Source organism: Nonomuraea roseoviolacea subsp. carminata, from assembly GCF_024172185.1.
Classification (GTDB): domain Bacteria; phylum Actinomycetota; class Actinomycetes; order Streptosporangiales; family Streptosporangiaceae; genus Nonomuraea; species Nonomuraea roseoviolacea.
Genome location: NZ_JAMZEC010000001.1, coordinates 1,715,544 through 1,734,598, shown reverse-complemented (window position 1 = coordinate 1,734,598; position 19,055 = coordinate 1,715,544). Strand labels below are relative to the sequence as shown.

General features: G+C 72.0%; 19 protein-coding genes and 2 pseudogenes. 8 read left to right on the top strand and 13 right to left on the bottom strand.

Annotated elements, in window-relative coordinates; translation table 11 throughout:
• The first annotated feature begins 56 nt into the window (after nucleotides 1-56).
• Nucleotides 57-557, top strand: coding sequence for a thiol peroxidase (gene tpx, locus HD595_RS07900; RefSeq protein WP_253767055.1), 501 nt, complete (start codon nucleotides 57-59; stop codon nucleotides 555-557).
• Nucleotides 558-672: 115 nt separating this feature from the next.
• Here tpx and HD595_RS07895 read toward each other — a convergent pair whose 3' ends face one another.
• A complete protein-coding gene (locus HD595_RS07895) occupies nucleotides 673-1,479 on the bottom strand; it encodes an SAM-dependent methyltransferase (protein ID WP_253767053.1) in 807 nt (268 codons plus the stop codon).
• 176 nt (nucleotides 1,480-1,655) lie between these two features.
• On the opposite strand from HD595_RS07895, the gene HD595_RS07890 reads away from it, so the two are divergent.
• Nucleotides 1,656-2,423, top strand: coding sequence for a helical backbone metal receptor (locus HD595_RS07890; protein ID WP_253767050.1), 768 nt, complete (start codon nucleotides 1,656-1,658; stop codon nucleotides 2,421-2,423).
• A 4-nt stretch (nucleotides 2,424-2,427) separates the two neighbouring features.
• Here HD595_RS07890 and HD595_RS07885 read toward each other — a convergent pair whose 3' ends face one another.
• The 5 genes from HD595_RS07885 to HD595_RS07865 are packed head-to-tail and all read right to left on the bottom strand — an operon-like array spanning nucleotide 2,428 to nucleotide 7,695.
• Complete coding sequence (locus HD595_RS07885; RefSeq protein WP_253767048.1) at nucleotides 2,428-3,594, bottom strand: ROK family transcriptional regulator; 1,167 nt, start codon at nucleotides 3,592-3,594, stop codon at nucleotides 2,428-2,430.
• A 3-nt stretch (nucleotides 3,595-3,597) separates the two neighbouring features.
• Nucleotides 3,598-4,518 (bottom strand): carbohydrate ABC transporter permease, encoded by a 921-nt coding sequence (locus HD595_RS07880; protein ID WP_253767046.1) that lies wholly within the window; start codon nucleotides 4,516-4,518, stop codon nucleotides 3,598-3,600.
• A complete protein-coding gene (locus HD595_RS07875) occupies nucleotides 4,502-5,413 on the bottom strand; it encodes a carbohydrate ABC transporter permease (RefSeq protein ID WP_253767043.1) in 912 nt (303 codons plus the stop codon). The genes HD595_RS07880 and HD595_RS07875 overlap by 17 nt, the downstream gene beginning before the upstream one ends.
• A complete protein-coding gene (locus tag HD595_RS07870) occupies nucleotides 5,410-6,774 on the bottom strand; it encodes an ABC transporter substrate-binding protein (protein ID WP_253767041.1) in 1,365 nt (454 codons plus the stop codon). The genes HD595_RS07875 and HD595_RS07870 overlap by 4 nt, the downstream gene beginning before the upstream one ends.
• 33 nt (nucleotides 6,775-6,807) lie before the next feature.
• A complete protein-coding gene (locus tag HD595_RS07865; RefSeq protein ID WP_253767039.1) occupies nucleotides 6,808-7,695 on the bottom strand; it encodes a sugar phosphate isomerase/epimerase family protein in 888 nt (295 codons plus the stop codon).
• A 113-nt stretch (nucleotides 7,696-7,808) separates the two neighbouring features.
• Between HD595_RS07865 and HD595_RS07860 the strand changes: the two genes are divergently transcribed.
• From HD595_RS07860 to HD595_RS47185, 3 genes and pseudogenes are all read left to right on the top strand, one after another.
• Nucleotides 7,809-8,837, top strand: a complete 1,029-nt coding sequence (locus HD595_RS07860; protein ID WP_253767037.1) for a zinc-binding dehydrogenase — start codon at nucleotides 7,809-7,811, stop codon at nucleotides 8,835-8,837.
• Between the two features lie 4 nt (nucleotides 8,838-8,841).
• On the top strand, nucleotides 8,842-9,627 hold the full coding sequence (locus HD595_RS07855; protein ID WP_253767035.1) for a sugar phosphate isomerase/epimerase family protein: 786 nt from the start codon (nucleotides 8,842-8,844) through the stop codon (nucleotides 9,625-9,627).
• Nucleotides 9,558-10,802 (top strand): annotated as a pseudogene (locus HD595_RS47185) (MGH1-like glycoside hydrolase domain-containing protein); the annotation flags it as partial. The gene HD595_RS07855 and the pseudogene HD595_RS47185, both read left to right, overlap by 70 nt.
• Nucleotides 10,803-10,811: 9 nt before the next feature.
• Here the strand turns inward: HD595_RS47185 and HD595_RS07850 are convergent.
• From HD595_RS07850 to HD595_RS47180, 3 genes and pseudogenes are all read right to left on the bottom strand, one after another.
• Nucleotides 10,812-11,996 (bottom strand): zinc-binding dehydrogenase, encoded by a 1,185-nt coding sequence (locus HD595_RS07850; protein ID WP_253767033.1) that lies wholly within the window; start codon nucleotides 11,994-11,996, stop codon nucleotides 10,812-10,814.
• On the bottom strand, nucleotides 11,989-12,537 hold the full coding sequence (locus tag HD595_RS07845) for a Gfo/Idh/MocA family protein (protein ID WP_253767031.1): 549 nt from the start codon (nucleotides 12,535-12,537) through the stop codon (nucleotides 11,989-11,991). The genes HD595_RS07850 and HD595_RS07845 overlap by 8 nt, the downstream gene beginning before the upstream one ends.
• A gap of 99 nt (nucleotides 12,538-12,636) precedes the next feature.
• Nucleotides 12,637-12,954, bottom strand: a pseudogene (locus HD595_RS47180) (Gfo/Idh/MocA family protein); the annotation flags it as partial.
• A gap of 98 nt (nucleotides 12,955-13,052) precedes the next feature.
• Between HD595_RS47180 and HD595_RS07835 the strand changes: the two are divergent.
• Complete coding sequence (locus HD595_RS07835; RefSeq protein ID WP_253767029.1) at nucleotides 13,053-14,027, top strand: glucosyl-3-phosphoglycerate synthase; 975 nt, start codon at nucleotides 13,053-13,055, stop codon at nucleotides 14,025-14,027.
• Nucleotides 14,024-15,154, top strand: a complete 1,131-nt coding sequence (locus HD595_RS07830) for a glycosyltransferase (protein WP_253767028.1) — start codon at nucleotides 14,024-14,026, stop codon at nucleotides 15,152-15,154. The genes HD595_RS07835 and HD595_RS07830 overlap by 4 nt, the downstream gene beginning before the upstream one ends.
• Before the next feature lie 140 nt (nucleotides 15,155-15,294).
• On the opposite strand, the gene HD595_RS46660 is transcribed toward HD595_RS07830, so the two are convergent.
• A complete protein-coding gene (locus tag HD595_RS46660) occupies nucleotides 15,295-16,089 on the bottom strand; it encodes a universal stress protein (protein WP_253767027.1) in 795 nt (264 codons plus the stop codon).
• A gap of 207 nt (nucleotides 16,090-16,296) precedes the next feature.
• On the opposite strand from HD595_RS46660, the gene HD595_RS07820 reads away from it, so the two are divergent.
• Nucleotides 16,297-16,845, top strand: coding sequence for a phosphatase PAP2 family protein (locus HD595_RS07820; RefSeq protein ID WP_253767026.1), 549 nt, complete (start codon nucleotides 16,297-16,299; stop codon nucleotides 16,843-16,845).
• Here the strand turns inward: HD595_RS07820 and pip are convergent.
• The 3 genes from pip to mscL form a co-directional block, all read right to left on the bottom strand.
• Nucleotides 16,799-17,770, bottom strand: a complete 972-nt coding sequence (pip, locus tag HD595_RS07815; protein WP_253767025.1) for a prolyl aminopeptidase — start codon at nucleotides 17,768-17,770, stop codon at nucleotides 16,799-16,801. The two genes, HD595_RS07820 and pip, sit on opposite strands and share 47 nt — an antisense overlap.
• Before the next feature lie 19 nt (nucleotides 17,771-17,789).
• A complete protein-coding gene (locus HD595_RS07810; protein WP_253767024.1) occupies nucleotides 17,790-18,386 on the bottom strand; it encodes a hypothetical protein in 597 nt (198 codons plus the stop codon).
• A gap of 171 nt (nucleotides 18,387-18,557) precedes the next feature.
• The gene (gene mscL, locus HD595_RS07805; RefSeq protein ID WP_253767023.1) at nucleotides 18,558-18,992 is read right to left on the bottom strand and encodes a large conductance mechanosensitive channel protein MscL; all 435 of its coding nucleotides are present in this window, start codon (nucleotides 18,990-18,992) and stop codon (nucleotides 18,558-18,560) included.
• Nucleotides 18,993-19,055: the final 63 nt, after the last annotated feature.

The window sequence follows — 19,055 nt, the reverse complement described above, 5'->3', positions numbered from 1 at the left end:
GCTCGGCCCGCCGATAGGATCGCCACCGGGGACCACAGCTAACAGGAGGTTTTCTCATGTCCGAGATCTCGTTCAAGGGCAACCCGGTCACGGTGGGCGGCACGTTCCCGCAGCCGGGCGCCGAGGCGCCGAAGTTCAGCCTGGTGGGCAAGGACCTGAGCGACGTCACGCTGGAGTCGTTCGGCTCCTCGGTCAAGGTGCTCAACATCTTCCCGAGCGTCGACACCGGCGTGTGCGCCGCCTCGGTACGCCGCTTCAACCAGGTCGCCGCCGAGCACCCGCAGGCCGTGGTGCTGTGCGTGTCGGCCGACCTGCCCTTCGCGCAGCAGCGCTTCTGCGGCGCCGAGGGCATCGACAACGTGGTCATGCTGTCGCTCATGCGGGGCCGTGAGTTCCTCACCGAGTACGGCGTCGCGCAGGAGTCGGGGCCGCTGGCCGGGCTCGCCGCCCGCGCGGTGGTCGTGCTCGACGGCGACAACAAGGTGATCCACTCCGAGCTGGTCCCGGAGATCACCCAGGAGCCCGACTACGAGGCCGCCCTCGCGGCCCTGAAGTAACCGCTCGCGGGGTCCGCGCCGGGGCGTCGCGCCGGCGCGGACCTGTCGGGCCGGACCTGTCGGCGCGGACCTGTCGGGGCGCCCGGCTGTGCCCGGCGCCCCCGGCGGCGGCCCGCTAGCTCTTGCGGCCGACCCCGCACACGATGAGCGACGACTGCGGGTCCTCGGCGGCGAAGTCGATCAGGTCGGTCTGGTCGGGCCGCCACTGCGGCAGCCACACCATGCCCGGCTCGACCAGGTCGAACCCGGCGAACAGCTCCCTGACGCGCTCACGGCTGCGCAGGGTCAGCGGCGAGGTCGCGCTCCGGTAGACCTCGACGCCCTTGCTCACGGCGTCGGGCCGGGCGTCGCTGGTGCCGTGCGACATGACGAGGTGGCTGCCGGGTGCCATCACCTCGCGCAGCGTCCCGATGATCTCCTCCGGGCCCTCGTCCTCGGACACGAAGTGCATCACCGCGACGAGCAGGACGGCGACGGGCTTGCTGAAGTCGAGCAGCCCGGTCACGTCGGGGTTCTTCAGGATGCCGACGGGGTCGCGCACGTCGCCCTCGACGACGACGGTGTTGGCGTCGTCGGCCAGCAGCGCGCGGGCGTGGACGAGCACGACGGGATCACGGTCCACGTAGACCACGCGCGCCCCCGGCGCGGCCTCGCGGGCGACCTCGTGCACGTTGCCCTGGGTGGGTAATCCCGTGCCGATGTCGAGGAACTGCGTCACCCCGGCCCGCGCCAGGAAGCGGACGGCCCGGCCCAGGAACGCCCGGTTGGCCCGCGCGGCGAGACGCACCTCGGGCGCGACGGCGAGGATCTTCTCGGCGGCCTCACGGTCGGCCGGGAAGTGGTCCTTGCCCCCGAGGTAGTAGTCGTACAGCCGGGCGACGTTGGGCGTGTTCGGGTCGAAGCCCAGCGGTTCTCGCTCCAACCGGAGGTCCCCCGATCAAGAAGTAATGATCTTTATGGGGGATTCTACGGATTCGTTATGGGGCTTGTGGAGGACCCGCGCACATTCGGCCCAGAATTCACGGTATTTCACTCATTTTCGGTCAGGGCTCAGGTCACCCGGACAGGGCAGGATGGGGTGGTGGCAGGGAGACGGCGATGACGGAGGCGGGCGTGCGCGACGACACCGGGGCGGCCGTGCGGGTGCCCGAGAGCGTGACCCGGATCGTGTCCCTCGTGCCGTCGCTCACCGAGTCCGTGGCGGCCACCGTGCCCGGCGCGCTGGTCGGCGCCACCGACTGGTGCTCGCATCCCGCCGGCCTGGACGTCACGCGCGTGCGCGGCACCAAGAACCCCGACCTCGACGTCATCAGGAGTCTGCGCCCCGACGTGGTGCTGGCCAACGCCGAGGAGAACCGCGAGCCCGACCTCGCCGCCCTGCGCGCGGCCGGCCTGGCCGTCTGGGTCACCCGGATCGAGACCCTGGACCAGGCGTTCGCCTCCCTGGAGCGGATGTTCACCGAGGCGTGCCGCGCCGAGCCGCCCGCGTGGCTGGACGAGGCGCGCGAGGTCTGGCGGAAGCCGGAGGAGGGGCCGCGGCGCACGGCGGTCGTCCCCATCTGGCGGCGGCCGTGGATGGTGGTCGGACGCGACACGTTCACCGGCGACGTGCTGCGCCGGCTCGGCGTGGACAACCTGTACGCGGGCCACGCCGAGCGCTACCCCAAGGTGCCGCTCGCAGAGCTGACCGCCCGCGCGCCCGACCTGGTGGTGCTGCCCGACGAGCCGTACGCCTTCCACGCCGGCGACGGCCCCGAGTGCTTCCCCGGCCTGCGCTGCGCGCTGGTCAGCGGGCGCGACCTGACCTGGTACGGCCCCTCCCTCGTGACCGCCCGCGCCCGCCTCGCCCGCGCCCTGGCGGGCTGAAAGATCACGTGCCGGTGCGGGAGCGGCCGGCCGGTGCGGCGAGCGCCGCGTCCACCGCCTCCGGGCTGAGCACGTGCTCCATGACGATCACCGCCGTGCCCACGATCCCGGCCCGCCGCCCCAGCGTGCTGGTCACGATCCGCAGGTTGCGCGTCGTGTACGGCAGGCTGCGCCGGTAGACGCTCTCCCGGATGCCGGTCAGGTAGTGCTCCCCGGTCTCGGCCATGTCGCCGGCCAGCACCAGGACGCCCGGGTTGAGCAGGCTCACCGCGGTCGCCAGCAGGACGCCGAGCGTGCGGCCCGCCTCCTGGGCGTGGGCGATGGCCGCCGGGTCGCCGGCCTGGACGAGGCGCACCACGTCGCGGCTGGTCTCCACCCCTAAGTCGGTGGCCAGCGCGTGGCCGCTGGCCAGCGAGGCGACGCAGCCGCGCGAGCCGCACGTGCAGACCCGGCCGTCGCTCTCGCGCAGCCGTACGTGGCCCAGGTTGCCGGCGGCGTCCTCGGCGCCCCGGTAGACGCCGCCGTCCAGCACCACGCCGGTGCCGATGCCGGTGGAGACCTTGACGAGCAGCAGCGCCCGGGTGTGCCGCCACGACGACCACCACTCGCCGAGCGCCATCGCGTTGGCGTCGTTCTCCACGAGCACCGGCACGCCGAACGCCGAGCTGAGGCTCGCGCCGATGGGATGGTCGTCCCAGCCGGGCATGACGAACGAGCGCGCCAGCCGCCCGGTGTCGTGGTCCACCGAGCCGGGCAGGTCCACGCCGATGCCGCACACCCGCTCGCGCGGCATGCCCGTGCGGTCGAGCAGCCGCTGGAACGCCTGCCGCACCCAGGTCAGGACGGCGTCGGGCCCGCGGTCGATGCGCATCTCGGTGTGCTCCTCGGCCAGCGGCCGGGCGGCGAGGTCGGTCAGCGCGACGTGCGCGTGGCCGGCGCCTAGGTCGGCCACGAGCACCAGGCGCTTGCCCGCGTCGAGATCGAGCACCGAGGGCGGCCGGCCGCCCCCGGAGCTGGCCACGCCGGACTCGTGGATGTAGCCGGCCTCGATCAGCCGGTCGACCCGGTCGGTGATCGTGGAGCGGGACAGGCCGGTGTACTCGATGAGCTCCTTGCGGGTGCGGCAGGACCCATCACGGATGAGCTGGAGGATGTGCCCTGCCGTCAGCATCGTCTACCCCTTCTCCGCTCCCGCCGTGAGGCCCTCGGTGAGCAGGCGCTCGCTGGCGAAGAACACGATCACGATGGGCAGCGTCAGGACCACCGACCCGGCCATGAGCACCGTGGTCGGGATCTCGATGCTGCCCGCGAGCTGGGAGAGCCCCAGGGAGACCGTCCAGCTCTCCCGCCTCTCGACGAGGAAGAGCAGGGCGAACAGGAACTCGTTCCAGGCGATCATGAACACGTAGAGGCCGGTCGCCATGAGCGCGGGCTTCGACAGCGGCAGCACGACCCGCCAGATGGTCGACAGGCGCGTGCAGCCGTCGATGGCGGCCGCCTCCTCCACGCTACGCGGCACGGTCTCGAAGTAGTTGCGGAGCATGTATACCGTGACCGGCACGGTCTGCGCGATGTAAACGAGGATGAGCCCGAGCAGCGACCCGCGCAGCCCCATCATCGTGAACAGCACGAAGAGCGGGATGGCCAGCACGATCGCCGGGAAGAGGTAGACGGACAGGAACAGGAAGTGGACCTGCCGGTGCCCGAAGAAGCGCAGCCGGGCCACCGCGTACGCGCCGGGGATCGAGATCAGCAGCGTCACCACCACGGACGCCACGGCCACGATCGCGCTGTTGCGCATGAACGTCAGGAATCCCTGCCGGTCCAGCACGTCGGCGTAGGTGTCGAGGGTCAGCCGGCGCGGCCACAGGGAGCCGGGGTCGAGGATGAGCTCCTGGATGTCGCGCACCGACAGCATGACCATGTAGAGGAACGGGAACGCGGTGACGGCCACGAACACGGCGATCACCAGCGGCTTGAGCACGCGCAGCGCGGCCCGCTCCACCCGGTCCCTGCTCATCGGCCGCCCGCGGCGCGCGCTCGCGGGCCGCTCGCCCCCGCCGGCGGCCAGCGCCGGCTCAGCGGTTCTGCTCACGTTCGCCTCCCGCGAAGAACCTGAGGTAGAGGGCCAGGAAGACGACCAGCACGACGGCGAGGACGATCGCCTGCGCCGCGGCGGCGCCGATGTCGTCGCGCGAGGTCAGGAAGTTGTAGACGCGCACGCTGACCACCTCGGTCCCGGCCCCGCCGCCGGTCAGCAGGTAGACGTCGTCGAACTTGGTGAAGGTGAACACGAAGCGCAGCACGGCCAGCAGCGCGACGATCCGCCAGAGCTGCGGCATGATCACGTACCGGAAGCGCTGGGTGGGCGTCGCCCCGTCCACCACGGCCGCCTCCTCCAGGTCGGCGGGCAGGGCCTGGAGCCGGGCCAGGATGAACAGGAACGCGAACGGGAAGTACCGCCACGCCTCGAACGCGATGACCGTCAGCAACGCCACCGGCACCTCCATCCCGAGGAAGGTGCCCTTGGCCTGGCTGAGGAAGGCGATCGGCTGGCTGAGCCAGGTGTTCACGATGCCGTACTGGGGGTTCAGCATCGTCTCCCACAGGAAGGCGACGGCCACGACCGGCGCCACGTACGGGATGAGGATGGAGGCCCGCACCAGCGTGCGCCCCTTGAAGCGCTCGCGCAGCGCCAGCGCGGCGACCAGCCCGACCGCGATGGACAGCGCCGTGCCGGCCACCGTGTAGATGAGCGTGTTGACCAGCGCCGGCCAGAAGCCCGGCTCGGAGAGCACGTACCGGAAGTTCTCCAGCGTGTAGCCGCCGAACAGGCCCTTGCTGCGGATGTTGATGAGCCGCACGTTCTGGAAGGCCAGCATGACGGCCCACAGGAGCGGCAGCACGACCACGACCAGGGTGATGACGAGGGTGGGCGAGATCAACGCCAGCCCGGCCCGCCCCTCCTGTTTTTGCAGGGTGAGGCTCACTGGCGGATCCCGCGCTTGATGGTCTCGACGTCCTTCTTGGCCTGGGCGGCGGCCTGCTCGGGCGTCAGCGAGCCGTCCACGACCTGGCTGAGCGCCTTAGGCACCGGCAGCTCGCCCATCGTGGCGCCCACCAGCTTGCCCTGGCCCTGCGTGACGCCCCAGCGGGCGAAGCTGTCGGGGCCGGAGCGCAGCGCGTCCAGCACCGCGGGCGGGTAGACCTCGGCCAGCGGCTTCTTGGTGTCGACGCCGGCGGGCAGCTTGTTCCAGGCGGCGGCGTAGCTCTTGCGCGTGGGGAACTTGCCCTCCGGCGCCATCCCGATCCACCGCTCGTAGCCCTCGTTCATGGCGTACGCGACGAACTTGGCGGCGGCGTCCTTGGCCGCGTCGCGGGTGACGACCCACGAGACGATCTCGCCGTACTGCGCGGGCGCGCTGCCGTCCGGGCCCTTCAGGGCCGTGACGACGCCCGTGTTCTTCGCCAGCCACCCCGGGTCGTCCTTGCACCGCGGGCAGCTCGGCAGCGCGTCCTTGCGCAGCCCGGCCAGCTCGTCGAGGATGAACGACGACCAGATGACCATGGCCGCCTTGCCGGCGAAGTAGGTGGCGCGGGTCGAGTCGACGTCCTGCTTGCCCTTGACCGAGTAGTTCTTGACCAGCCCGGCGTAGAAGCCGAACGCCTTCACGCACTGCGGCGAGTCCAGCGTGACGTTGCCGGAGGCGTCCACGAGCTGGCAGCCGTTGGCCAGGGCCACGTGCTCGAAGCTCTGCGCGGTGAAGGAGTCCTTGGGCGCGATGGCCAGCGTGATGCCGGCGACGCCGCCGGTGTTGAGCTTGCGCGCCGCCGCCTCCAGCGCCTCGTACGTGTCGGGCGGCGCCAGGCCCGCCTTGTCGAACAGGTCTTTCCGGTAGAGGACGAGCTGGGCCCAGCCGTCGCTGGGCACGGCCAGCAGCTTCCCGCCGGAGCTGTCGAGGTCGAGCGCGCGCGGCGAGAACGAGCCGCGGCCGAGCTGGTCGACGACCTTGGCCGGGGTCTCGGTGTCGAGCAGGTCGTCGGCCTCCAGCTCGCGTACCGACGCCAGCGGGAGGGCCCCGATGACGTCGGGCAGCTTGCCGGCCGCCGCCGCCGAGGTGACGATCTGGCTGAACTGGTCCTCGGCCACTCCGACCAGCTTCACCTTGATCCCGGTCTTCTTGGTGAAGTCGGCGGCGATCCGCTGCTGCACGGCCATCCGGTCGGGGAGGTTCTCCTCGGTCCAGACGGTGATCTCGTTGGCCGCCCTCTCGTTCCCGCCGCCGCACGCGGTCAGCGTGGCCGCGGCCATCAGGGTGACACAGAGGACGGCGGTGGTGCTCTTCGGCATGGCGCGCTCCTCGTCCACGGGGATATGCCGCCCTTACCCCCGCACGAGGTGACGCAACGTTCGGTAGGCGATACCGAGACCGCTCTGTACCCTCTCCGTGCTGCCGGTCCATTCGGGGTCCTCGTGCTCGACCGAGACCGCCCCGTCGTAGCCGCCCCGGCGCAGCGCGCCGACCACCTCGCCCCACTGGATCTGCCCGAGCCCCGGCACCCGGAAGCGGTACCAGCCCTTCTCGCCGCTGATCGGGCCGTAGTAGCCGAAGCGGTTGATGGTGCCCGGCAGCAGCTCGACGTCCTTGGCCTGCACGTGCGCGATCTGCGACACGTACGGCATGGCCGCCGCGACCGGGTCGATGCCGAGCGCCACCAGGTGCGAGGGGTCGTAGTTGAGTCGCAGCCCGAGCGTGAACATCCACTCCCACAGCTCGGGGGAGTAGGCCAGGTTGCCCGGGTAGCCGTCGGGATGCCAGCTCTTCATCAGGCAGTTCTCGATGACCAGGTCCACGCCGTGGTCGCGGGCGTAGGCGACGAGCGGGCGGAAGACGCCCTCGGCGCGTTCGAGGTTGTCGCGGACCGACAGGCCGGGGTCGCGGCCGACGAACGTGCCCACCGTGGGGCAGCCGAGCGCCGCGGCGGCGTCCACGCACCGGCGCACGTGGGCGTTCACCTCCGCCCCTGCGCGAGGGTGCAGATTGTTCTCGTAATAGGCGATCGAGGAAAGGATGAGTCCGGTCTCTGCGAAGATTCGCCCGACCCGCTCGCATTCGGCTTCGTCGAAACGGTCCACTCTGATGTGATTTCGGGTATCCGTCGACGGCCATCCGGCGACTTCGAGCGCCTCGTAACCGTGCTCGACGGCCCACCGGGCGACATCCACGAGATCGAGCTCGGCAAGACAGGCGGTCAGGAAACCCAATTTCATTCTTACCTCCGAACGAAGTCCTAGACTTAAGAGTGCTATCCGCTCAACTATGGTCTGCATGTTCGCACTAAATCCTTGACTTTCGTTTGATCAATAATCGTAAGCGTGGGGGAATGCGCGTCATCACGTTTGAAGGGCCGGGCCGTGTCCTTGTCGGCTCCGAGCCGCCCGCCGCTCTCGACCCGGGCTCGGTCCGGGTCCGCACGCTCTACTCCGGGGTTTCGGCCGGTACCGAACTCACCGCCTACCGCGGTACCAACCCGTACCTCACCCGCCGCTGGGACGTCGGGCGGCGGCTCTTCGTCGACGGCCGCACCCACGCCTATCCGCTCACGGGCTGGGGCTACCAGGAGGTCGGCGAGGTGGTCGAGGCCGCGCCCGACGTCACCGACCCGCCCGTCGGCAGCCTCGTGTGGGGCATCTGGGGCCACCGGGCCGAGGCCGTCGTGCCCGCCGAGCGGCTGGCCGGTCACGTGCTGCCCCCCACCGCCGACCCCTTGACCGGCGTGTTCGCCCGCGTCGGCGCCATCGCGCTCAACGCCGTCCACGCCGCCGACGTCCACCTCGGCGACCAGCTCGCCGTCTTCGGGCAGGGCGTCATCGGCCTGCTCGCCACCCGGCTGGCCGTGCTCAGCGGCGCCCGGGTCGTCGCGGCCGACGCCATCCCCGCCCGGCTGGAGCTGGCCCGCGCCTTCGGCGCCGCCGAGACCTTCGACGTGCGCGCCGGCTCGGTCGCCGAGCTGGTCCGCAAGCGCATCGAGGGCGCCGACGCCGCCATCGAGCTGAGCGGCAGCCACCTGGGCCTGCACGAGGCCATCCGGACCGTGCGCCGGGGCGGCCGGGTCGTCGCCGCCGGCTTCTACCAGGGCGACGCGACCGGCCTGCGGCTCGGCGAGGAGTTCCACCACAACCAGGTGCAGCTCGTCTCCTCGCAGATCGGCGGCGTCGCCTCCTGGCTGTCGCACCGCTGGGACGTCGAGCGGCTCCAGCGCACGTTCATGGAGCTCGTCCACCGGGCCGAGGTGGGCGTGCTCGGCCTGGTCAGCCACGTGGTCCCGGCCGGCGACGCCGCCGCGGCCTACGAGCTGCTCGACCACCGGCCGGCGGACGTCCTCCAGCTCGTCTTCCGATTCGAGGAGTGAGACAGTGCAGCTTTCCGTCCAGGAGCAGCTTCTGCCCGGCCGCACCCTGCAGGAGAAGTTCGCCTTCGCCCTCGACGCCGGCTTCGACGCCATCGAGCTGCGCGGCAAGGGCGACTTCCACTTCGCCACCCGTCTCACCGAGCTCAAGCGGGCCCTCGCCGACGGCGTCGTGATGCCGACCGTGTGCGTGGACATGCCGCACTTCATCGGCGACTTCGACCCGGTTCTGCGCAAGGACGCCATCCAGCAGCTCAGGTCGCAGCTCACCGTGATCGCCGAGCTGGGCGGCATCGGCGTGATGACCCCCGCCTCCTGGGGGCAGTTCTCGCGGCGGCTGCCGCCGTTCGAGCCGCCCCGCGGCCCCGACGAGGACCGCGAGGTGCTGGCCGAGGCGCTGACCACGCTCGGCGAGCACGCCCAGCGCAACGGCGTGCTCATCATGCTGGAGCCGCTCAACCGCTACGAGAACCACATGGTGAACACGCTGGCCGAGGCGGTGTCGTACTGTTCCATGGACACGATCCGGGTGGCAGGCGACACGTACCACATGAACATCGAGGAGGACGATCCCTGCCGCTCGATCCTGGAGGCAGCCCCCTACCTCGCGCACATGCAGGTCAGCGAGTCCAACCGCAACCAGCCCGGCACCGGCCACCTGGACTGGGCGGCGCAGCTCGCGGCCCTCGACGCCGCCGGTTACGACGGCTACCTCGCGCTGGAATGCCGCCTCCGGGGCGAGCCGGAGATCGTCCTTCCCCAGACCGCCTCCTTCATCAGGAAATTCCTATGATCCTCCGCGACGCCGTCCGCGTGCTCGTCGCCAACTGGGACGGCAGCTACACGGTCCCCTCCCGCACCCTCTACCCGCACCAGTGGAGCTGGGACTCCGCGTTCATCGCGATCGGCAACGCCCGGTGGTCGCCGCGCCGGGCCCGGTCGGAGCTGCTGACGCTGTTCGGCGCGCAGTGGCGCGACGGCCGGGTGCCGCACATCGTGTTCAACCCGGCGGTGCCCGAGGGGGCCTACTTCCCCGGGCCGGAGTTCTGGCAGGTCAGCGCCCCGTCCGGGGTCAGGACCTCGGGCATCGTGCAGCCGCCGGTCCACGCGCTGGCCGCCTGGCGCGTCCACCTGGCCGAGCCCGACCCGGCCTTCCTGCGGCGGATCTACCCGCGCCTGGTCGCCCAGCAGGAGTTCCTGCGCGCGGCCCGGCGCTCGCCCGAGGGGCTGATCTCGATCGTGCACCCCTGGGAGTCGGGCATGGACAACAGCCCGGCCTGGGACGTGCCGCTGGCCGTCGTCGAGCCCGAGCCGTCCGCGTTCGTGCGCCGCGACACCACCCACGTCAGCGTGGAGGAGCGGCCCACCGACCGCGACTACGCGCGCTACACCTCGCTCGCCCGCGCCTACCGCGACACCGGTTACCGCCGCTCCGACGCCTTCCGGGTGGAGGATCCGCTGTTCAACACCGCGTACGGCGTGGCCGAGGTGGCGCTGGGACGGATCGCGCGGGTCATCGGGCTCGACCCCGAGCCGCACGCCAGGGAGGCCGCGGCCGTCACCTCCGCGATGGCCGAGCACCTCTACGACGACGGCCTCTTCCACGCCCGCGACGTGCTCACCGGCTGCCTCGTGCGCTCCAACAGCGCCGCCGGGCTGACCCCGCTCATGCTGCCCGGCCTGCCGCGCGAGCTGGTCAACGAGCTGATCGGCACCGGCCTCGACCGGTTCGGGGTCAAGGACGGCATCGTGCCCAGCTTCGCCCCGGCCGCGCCCGAGTTCGACCCGGTGCGCTACTGGCGCGGCCCCGCCTGGATCAACCTCACCTGGCTGATCTGGCGGGGCCTGCGGCGGCGCCGGCCCGACCTGGCCGCGCCGCTGGCCGAGGGCATGGTCAGGGCCGTCACCGCGGCCGGGTTCCGCGAGTACTTCGACCCGTTCACGCTGGAGGGGCACGGCTGCCACGACTTCAGCTGGTCAGCCGCCCTCATCCTCGACGTCGCCGCGGAGGACGGCCTGGACGGCATGGCGCCGGCGGGCGGCCAGATCCGCGAGGAGGCGCGGCGCCTCGGCGAAGGCGGCGACCTCGGTGACGAGGTGCTCGCGTAACGCCGCGCCACGCCGACCGAGCAGGGCGACCGTCTCGTACGACAGCCGTTCCCGGTCCCAGGCGTGGGCGAGCCCGCGCGGCACCCGGCCGATCTGCGCGCACCGCAGCGACAGCCCGTTGTGGTGGAACTCCTCGCCGAGCCGCACCTCGTCCGCCCCCCGGGTGTAGAAGGCGAGGTCCACGACCGTGCCCTGCGGGCGCAGCATCCGCAGGGCCAGCGCGAGCGCCCTGGCCTGCCCGCGGCACTGGAACACCACGTCGGCGCCCCGGTCGTCGGGGCCGTGCCGCCAGCGGCGCTTCAACTCCACCGCAGGGTCGCCGTCGCCGTCGCCCGCGTCCACCTCCAGCGGGCGGGCGCCCAGCGCCTCGGCGATCCGCAGCCGCTCGGGCGTCTCGTCGGCCACCACCACCTCCGCCGCGCCGTGCTCCAGCGCGAACGCGGCCGTCAGCAGCCCCACCACCCCCGCCCCGACGACGGCCACCCGCCGCCCGCGCACGCCGTCCCCCAGGTCGCGCACGGCCGGTCCGTGCAGGTCGGCGGCGGCGTGCAGCAGCCCGTTGGCGCAGATCGGCCCCATGTGGGCGACGTAGACGCCGAGCACCGGGTCGAGGCCGGCCGGCAGCTCCACGAAGCGGTCCGCCAGCGGGTCGGCCACGTAGCCGGTGCGGTGGCCGTAGGCCATGGCCACCAGCGCGCCCTCGCGCACGGCCCCGGTGCGGGTCTCGGCCACCCGGCCGACCTGCATGTACCCGATGCCGCGCACGGGATAGGCGAGCGCCGGGGCGCCCGGCCGGAACAGGCCGAGCGTCCGGTCCCACGAGGCGGTCAGGTAGGGGTTGGTGCCCTTGACGTAGGTCAGCTCGGTGCCGGCGGAGATCCCGCTGTAGACGGTCTCGACCCGGAAGCCGCCCTCGGGCACCGCGGGCAGCTCCTCCTCGACCAGGGTGACCTCGCCGGGCGCCGCCACGCAGAGCACGCGGCTGCACGCCGTCGCGTCCTTTCGCGGGTCGGCCGTCGAGCGCGCCGTCGCGTCCTTTCGGAGGTCAGCCATCGAGCGTCACCGGCCGTCCCAGCGTCGCCGACCGGGCCAGCGCGAGCGCCAGCCGGTGGGTGCGCAGCGCCTCGTCGTACGGCACCCGCACGTCCCCGTCCCCGCCGCGCACGGCGTCGATGAAGGCCCGGTCGACCAGCGTCTTCGCCCGGCCCGCGTCCTCGACCACCTCGGTTCCGTCGACGGTCAGCGAGGTCTCGGTCAGCTCCAGGGCGACGCCGTCGGCGTACACCTCCAGGCCGGCCCGGTGTTTGTGGCGCAGCAGGCTCGTCGTGGCCAGCGTGCCCGTGGCGCCGCCGGCGAAGCGCAGCACGGCGGCCACGGCCCGGTCCACCTCGCCGTCGGCGGGGCCGTCACCGGCGGCGGGCACGGAGTGGACCATGGCGACCTCGCCGACCAGGACTCGGGCCAGGTCGAGGACGTGGACCGCCTGCTCGACGACCTGGCCGCCCGAGCGGGCCGGGTCCAGCCACCAGCCGACCGGGGGCACCTTGTCGAGCCAGTGGCCGAGCGCCAGCCGTACCGGCCGGTCGGCAAGCACGTCCCGGGCTCGGTCGAGAACGTCCAGGTAGCGCCAGTGATGGCCGACCGCCGAGGGCAGGCCGCGCCGTCGAATTTCGGACGCGATGTTTTCCGCGGTCTCCAGGTCGAGTGCGAGGGGTTTTTCGACAAAAATCGGGAGATTGCACGACAGGACATCTTGCTCCGGCTTACCGTGCGCGAATGGGGGCACACAGACGTATACGGCGTCGAGCCCGCCCGCCTCCAGCAGCCCGGCGTGGCCGTCAAAAGCCGGGACTCCATGACGCGCCGCGAGCGCCTCGGCCTTCTGAGGATCGACGTCGGCGATTCCGGTGATCACCACGTCGGGAAAACCTGACAGCACGTCCGCGTGACGCGCGGCGACATTTCCGGCACCTATGATGCCTACACGGGTGATTGAGGACACATCTCGCATATCCCACTTTTACGCAAAATCAAACAACACGTTCAAACTCCCGGCAATAGGGAACATATGCGCGACCGTGACCCCCTAAACAGAACGGGGCTGAGTGCATGGAGACAGATCTGCGGGCCTTGGCCAGGGCTCGGGAATGGTACGGTCCCCACTCGAGCACCGCGGCCGAGTGGGCCCCCGACGCCCTGCTCCTCGCCAAGGGAACGACCACGGTCAGCGTCGTCCTGCCGGCGCGCGACGAGGAGCCGACAGTCGGCGACATCGTCACCGTGATCCGCCGCGAACTCGTCGAGCGAACCCCGCTCGTGGACGAGATCCTCGTGGTCGACTCCAACTCCACCGACGCGACGGCCGAGCGGGCCGCCGCGGCGGGAGCCCGCGTCGTGGCGCAGAACGCGGTGCTCTCCCACCTGCCGCCCCTGTCCGGAAAGGGCGAGGCCCTCTGGAAGGGACTGGCGGCCTCCAGCGGGGACATCGTGGTCTTCGTCGACGCCGACCTGCGCGACTTCGGCGCGCACTTCGTCACCGGCCTCCTCGGGCCGCTGCTGACCGACCCCGGCATCCAGTTCGTCAAGGGCGCCTACGAGCGGCCGTTCATCGGAGCCGACGGGGTGAGGCTGCGGGGAGGCGGCGGACGGGTCACCGAGCTGGTGGCGCGGCCGATCCTCAACATGTTCTGGCCCGAGCTGGCCGGGTTCCACCAGCCGCTCGGCGGCGAGTACGCCGGCCGGCGCGAGGTCCTGGAGCAGGTCCCGTTCGTCACCGAGTACGGCGTCGAGCTGGGGCTCCTCGTGGACCTGCTGGAACTGGCCGGCCTCGACGCCATGGCCCAGGTCGACCTGGGCGTGCGCGTCCACTCGCACCAGTCCACCGCCGCGCTCGGCCGCATGGCCGGGCAGATCCTGCACACCGCCTGGACCCGGCTCGAACGCCAGGGGCGGGTCATGGCCGCCCAGCCCCCGGCCCGCACGCTCCTGCAGTTCGGGCTGGACGGGCAGGCATCGCTCATGAACGTCGTCGTGGCCGAGCGGCCCCCGCTCGCCTCGCTGCTCGCCGAGGAGGACGTCGCATGAACGTGCTGATGAACACCGGCCCGTGGTTACCGGTGCCGCCCCCCGGCTACGGCGGCATCGAGAACGTCGTGGCCACGCTCGTGCCCGCGCTGCGCGAGCGCGGGGTGCGGGTCGTCCTCGCCTCCGTCGGGTCGAGCACGCTGGAGGTGGACGAGCTGGTCAGCGTCTACGACGCCGGCCAGTTCGCGGAGCTGCAGAAGCCGTACAACCAGGTCATGGGCATCGCGCACGCCCACCAGGCGATGGTGGCGCGCGAGGTGCGGCGCCGCGACGACGTGGACCTCGTCCACGACCACCTGGAGGTGGTCGGCCCGGCCGTGCTCTCCGCGCTCGGCGGGCCGCCCGTGCTGCACACCCTGCACTGGGACCTGCGCAAGCACGCCGCGTTCTACGGCGCCTTCCCGGGCTCGATCGCGGTCAACGGCGTGTCGGAGTCGCAGCTCCGCCTCGCGCCGGCCGCCCTGCGCTCGGCGGCGCTCGGCGCGATCCACCTGGCCACCCCGCTCGCCGGGGCCGCCCCCCGGGCCGAACGCGGCGAGCACCTGGTGGTCCTGGGGCGGATCTGCCGGCTCAAGGGACAGCACCTCGCGGCCCGCGTCTGCCAGAAGCTCGGCCTGCCGCTCGTGCTCGCCGGTCCGGTCAGCGGCCTAGGCACGGCGGCCGAGCTGGACGCCGTCGCCCAGGACCCGTACCACCCGCTGCACGGCCACCCGGACGTGCGCTACCACCTGGAGGCGGTCGCCCCCTACCTCGACGGCGACCTGGTCCGCTGGGTGGGGACCGTCGAGGGGCGGCGGCGCGACGAGCTGTACGGCTCGGCGCGGGCCGCGCTGTTCCCCGTCCAGTGGGACGAGCCGGGCGGCACCGCCGTGGTCGAGGCGCTGGCGCTCGGCGTGCCCGTCGTGGGGCTGCGGCGGGGCTGCCTGGCCGAGCTCATCGACCACGGCCGCACCGGATGGCTCGCCGACACCGAGGAGGAACTGGCCGAGTACGTGCTGCGGGTGGACGAGATCGACCCGGAGGAGTGCCGCGCGGAGGCGGCCCGCCGCTTCACGCCCGCGGTCATGGCCGAGCGCTATCTGGAGCTGTACGAGGCGGCGATGAGGAGGCGGCGCGCGAACGCCTGACCCCGGCCTCACCCGGACGCGGCCCGCGTTCACGGCGGGCGCGGGCCGCGTCCTGCGGTGATCCGTTCAGTCGAAGCCGCGGGCCGCGTCCAGTGACGGACGGTCAGTCGAAGCCGCGGGCCGCGTCCGGTGACGGACGGTCAGTCGAAGCCGCGGGGCAGCACGGTGACCGGGCACGGCGCCGCCCGCAGCACCTTCATGGCCAGCTCCCCGAGGAAGACCCGGTGCGGCTGCGCGTCCTCGCTCGCCGCGCACACCAGCAGCTCGCCCGGCGCCCACTCCAGCGTCGCCAGCGCCTCGGCCACGTCGTGCCCCTCCGCGACCTCCGCCTCGGCCTCGATGCCGGTGGCCTCCCACGCCAGCCGTACGGCGAGGGCCAGGTCGTCGCGGAGCCGGCCGGGATCGTCCGTGCGCAGGTCGAGCGTGATGAGCCGCAGCGGCACGCCCAGCCGCAGCGCCGTCTGCGCCACCCGCTCGACGGCGGCGTCGCACTGCGGCCGGTGGACGTAGGCCAGCGTCAGCCGGCCCGCCTCCTCCGGCGGGCGGTAGCCGGCGGGCGCCAGCATCACCGCCTCCGGCGACAGGTGCAGCAGGTGGTCCGAGGTGGAGCCGATCCCGATGCGCCCCCGCTGCCCCCCGTCCGCCGAACCGGCCACGATGAGGTCGGCCCGGATGCGGCTGGCCAGGACCGACAGCCCGCGGCCCACGCCCCTGCTCTCGTAGGTGATGTACTCGGCGGGCTGGCCGTCCAGCTCCTCGGCGGCGTGCGCCAGGTTCGCCTGCGCCTCCACGGCCTCGCCGGGACTGCCGGGCGGGTAGACCGTCGCCACGGTCAGCTCGCCGCCGGTGACCCGCCTGATCGCGGCCCCGAGGGCGAGAGCGTCACGTCCTCCGGCGTCGGCGGTGTAGCCGACGATCACGTGCTCTCCGATCACGCATGCCCCCCTACCCGGCCCGAACTCGCCCTACGCCGCCCGTTCGGCGCGCCGCCTCCTAAAGCTCCGCCGCCCTGCCGCTCATCTTCAGCGGGTGGGTCGGCCGATCGGCCGAGGGCGGCACCCGGGAATCGGCCGGGAGTCCGACGCGAACACCGGTGATCTTCCGTAAGGTCGTGTCACTGCTCGTTCACCGATTGGACACGTGTGTACCGCGACATCGTCGACTTCGCTCTCAGCACCCCCGGATGGCTGCACGGCCTCGCCGAGGTCGGCACCGACGCCGGCCTGTTCCTGTTCGCGGTGCTGTTCGTCCTGTGCTGGTGGCGGGCCCGCAACGGGCCCGCGCGCGACCTCGCGATCGCGATCGCCGGACCGGCCGGCGTGGTGTGCGCGTACGTCTTCAGCGAGGTGCTCAAGACCGTCGTCAGGGAGGACCGGCCGTGCCGGGGCGGGATCGCGACGATCGCCGCGTGCCCGCCGCCGGACGACTGGTCGTTCCCCAGCAACCACTCCGTGATCGCCGCCGGGGCCGCGGGCGCGCTCGTGCTGGCCTGGCGCGCCCTCGCCTGGGTGGTGCTGCCGCTGGCGGCGGTCATGGCGTTCTCACGCGTGTTCGTCGGCGTCCACTACCCGCACGACGTGGCGGCGGGCTACCTCATCGGGGTGACGCTGGCGCCGCTGTGCACGCTGCTGCTGGTCGGCGCGGTCACGCCGATGGTACGCCTCGCGCGAAGCCGTCTGTCGCCGCGATGAGCCGGTCCACGATGCCCGGCTCGGTGGCGGCGTGCCCCGCGTCCGCCACCACGTGGAACTCCGCCTCGGGCCAGGCCCGGTGCAGGTCCCAGGCCGTGGCCATGGGCGTGCAGGCGTCGTAGCGGCCCTGCACGATGACCGCCGGGATGTGGCGGATCTTGCCGACGTCGCGGATGAGCTGCTCGGGCTCGAACCAGCCCAGATGGTGGAAGTAGTGGTTCTCGATCCGGGAGAAGGCCACCGCCATGCGCTCCTCGCCGAACTCCGCGACGAGCTGCTCGTCCGGCAGCAGCGTGATCGTGGACCCCTCCCACTGCGCCCATGCCTGCGCCGCCGCCAGCCGCTGCTCCGGGTCGTCGCCCTCCAGGCGGCGGCGGAAGGCGGCCATGAGGTCGCCCCGCTCCTCCTCGGGGATCGGCGCCAGGTACGTCTCCCACCGGTCGGGGAACAGGTAGGAGGCGCCCTCCTGGTAGAACCAGCGCAGCTCCTGGGGCCGCAGCGTGAAGATGCCGCGCAGCACCAGCTCGGTCGTCCGTTCCGGGTGGGTCTGGGCGTACGCCAGGGCGAGCGCGCTGCCCCACGACCCGCCGAACACCTGCCACGCCTCGATGCCGAGGTGCTCGCGCAGGCGTTCCATGTCGGCGACGAGGTGCCACGTGGTGTTGTGCTCCAGCGACGTGGCGGGATCGCTCGCGTGGGGACGGCTGCGCCCGCAGTTGCGCTGGTCGAACAGCACCACCTTGTACAGGTCGGGGTTCCACTGCCGGCGGTGCTTGGCGCTGCAACCGCCGCCGGGGCCGCCGTGCAGCATGACCGCGGGCTTGCCGTCCGGGTTGCCGACGACCTCCCAGTAGATCTCGTTGCCGTCGCCCACGTCGAGGTGGCCGGAGTCGTAGGGCTCGATGGGCGGGTAATGGGTCCTCATCCCGCCGATCCTGCCACCCTCACGACCAGTCGTGCCGGGCGAGGAAGGACCGGTCGCCGGTGGCGTACTCGTGGAAGGCCTGGCGCACGTCGTCCAGGCGCGGCATCAGCGTCCGCACCATGTGGCCCTCCTTGTACTCCACCTCGTAGGCGGAGGACTCCGCGGCCGGCTCGGCCGGTGAGACCTGGATGAAGTGGTGCCCGAACGTCACGAGCGCCGCGAACGGGTTCTGCGCCGACAGGGTGGCCAGCACGTCGTGCACCAGCCCCAGGTCGGGATCGTGGACGATCATGCCGTCTCCGGTGTGGAGCTGCATGCCCTGGTACACGCCCAGCGGCCCCACGTTGTGGACGAGGTCGCGCTGCGGGTCGTAGCAGACCAGCCCGTGGGCCCGGGCGATGGCGAACACCTGGCCGGACAGCTCGTCCATCGACTCCAGTTCCATCGTCACCAGCACGTGCCCGGGGAACACCGTGACGAGCCCCGGCAGCTCCTTGGCCACCTGCGGCAGCTCGCCCTGGACCGGCCTGCCCTTCTTCGCGGCCAGGTACGCGGCCCGCGCCTCATCCCTGGAGATCGGCACGGGCTCGTCCCAGACCATCAACTCAACGCTCACCCGCCCATCTTGCCCAACCGGCGGCACCCTTGAAGCCCACAACCTGCCAAAACCCCACAGCCCATGCGTACGGGGCACCTCGGTGACTTCCGCCCCCCTGTGCCCCGATCTGTGCCCTGTTCGCCCCAAGCCTCGCCCAATGCCGGGGATGTTCTTCCCAGACTCCGGCGGCTACCGCGGGTCGGCGATCGAGGGCTTCTCGGAGTCGGGCACCAGCGTGACCGTGCAGTGCGCGCAGCGGCGCGCCTCGGCCGGGATGTCGCTCAGGCACTCCGGGCACTGCTTGGTCGTCGCCTCCTTGTGTCCCTCCAACAGGGTGACCAGCCGGGTCATGGGCAGGACCACCAGCCAGTACACGACGGCCGCGATGATGAGGAAGCTGATGAGGTGATTGAGGAAGTCGCCGTACTTGAACTGGCTGCCGTTGACCGTGAAGGAGAGGTCGGCGAAGTCGGGCTGCCGGCCGCCGGTCACGGCGCCGATCAGCGGGGTGATGAGATCGGCGACCAGCGCCTGCACGAGCCCGCTGAACGTGGCGCCCACGATCACCGCGACGGCCAGCTCCACGATGTTGCCCCGTAAGAGGAACTTCTTGAATCCACCCATGGAACGCCTACGTGACCCGGGAGCACGAGGTCAAACGCGGCGCGCATACCTCGCGCGAATCGG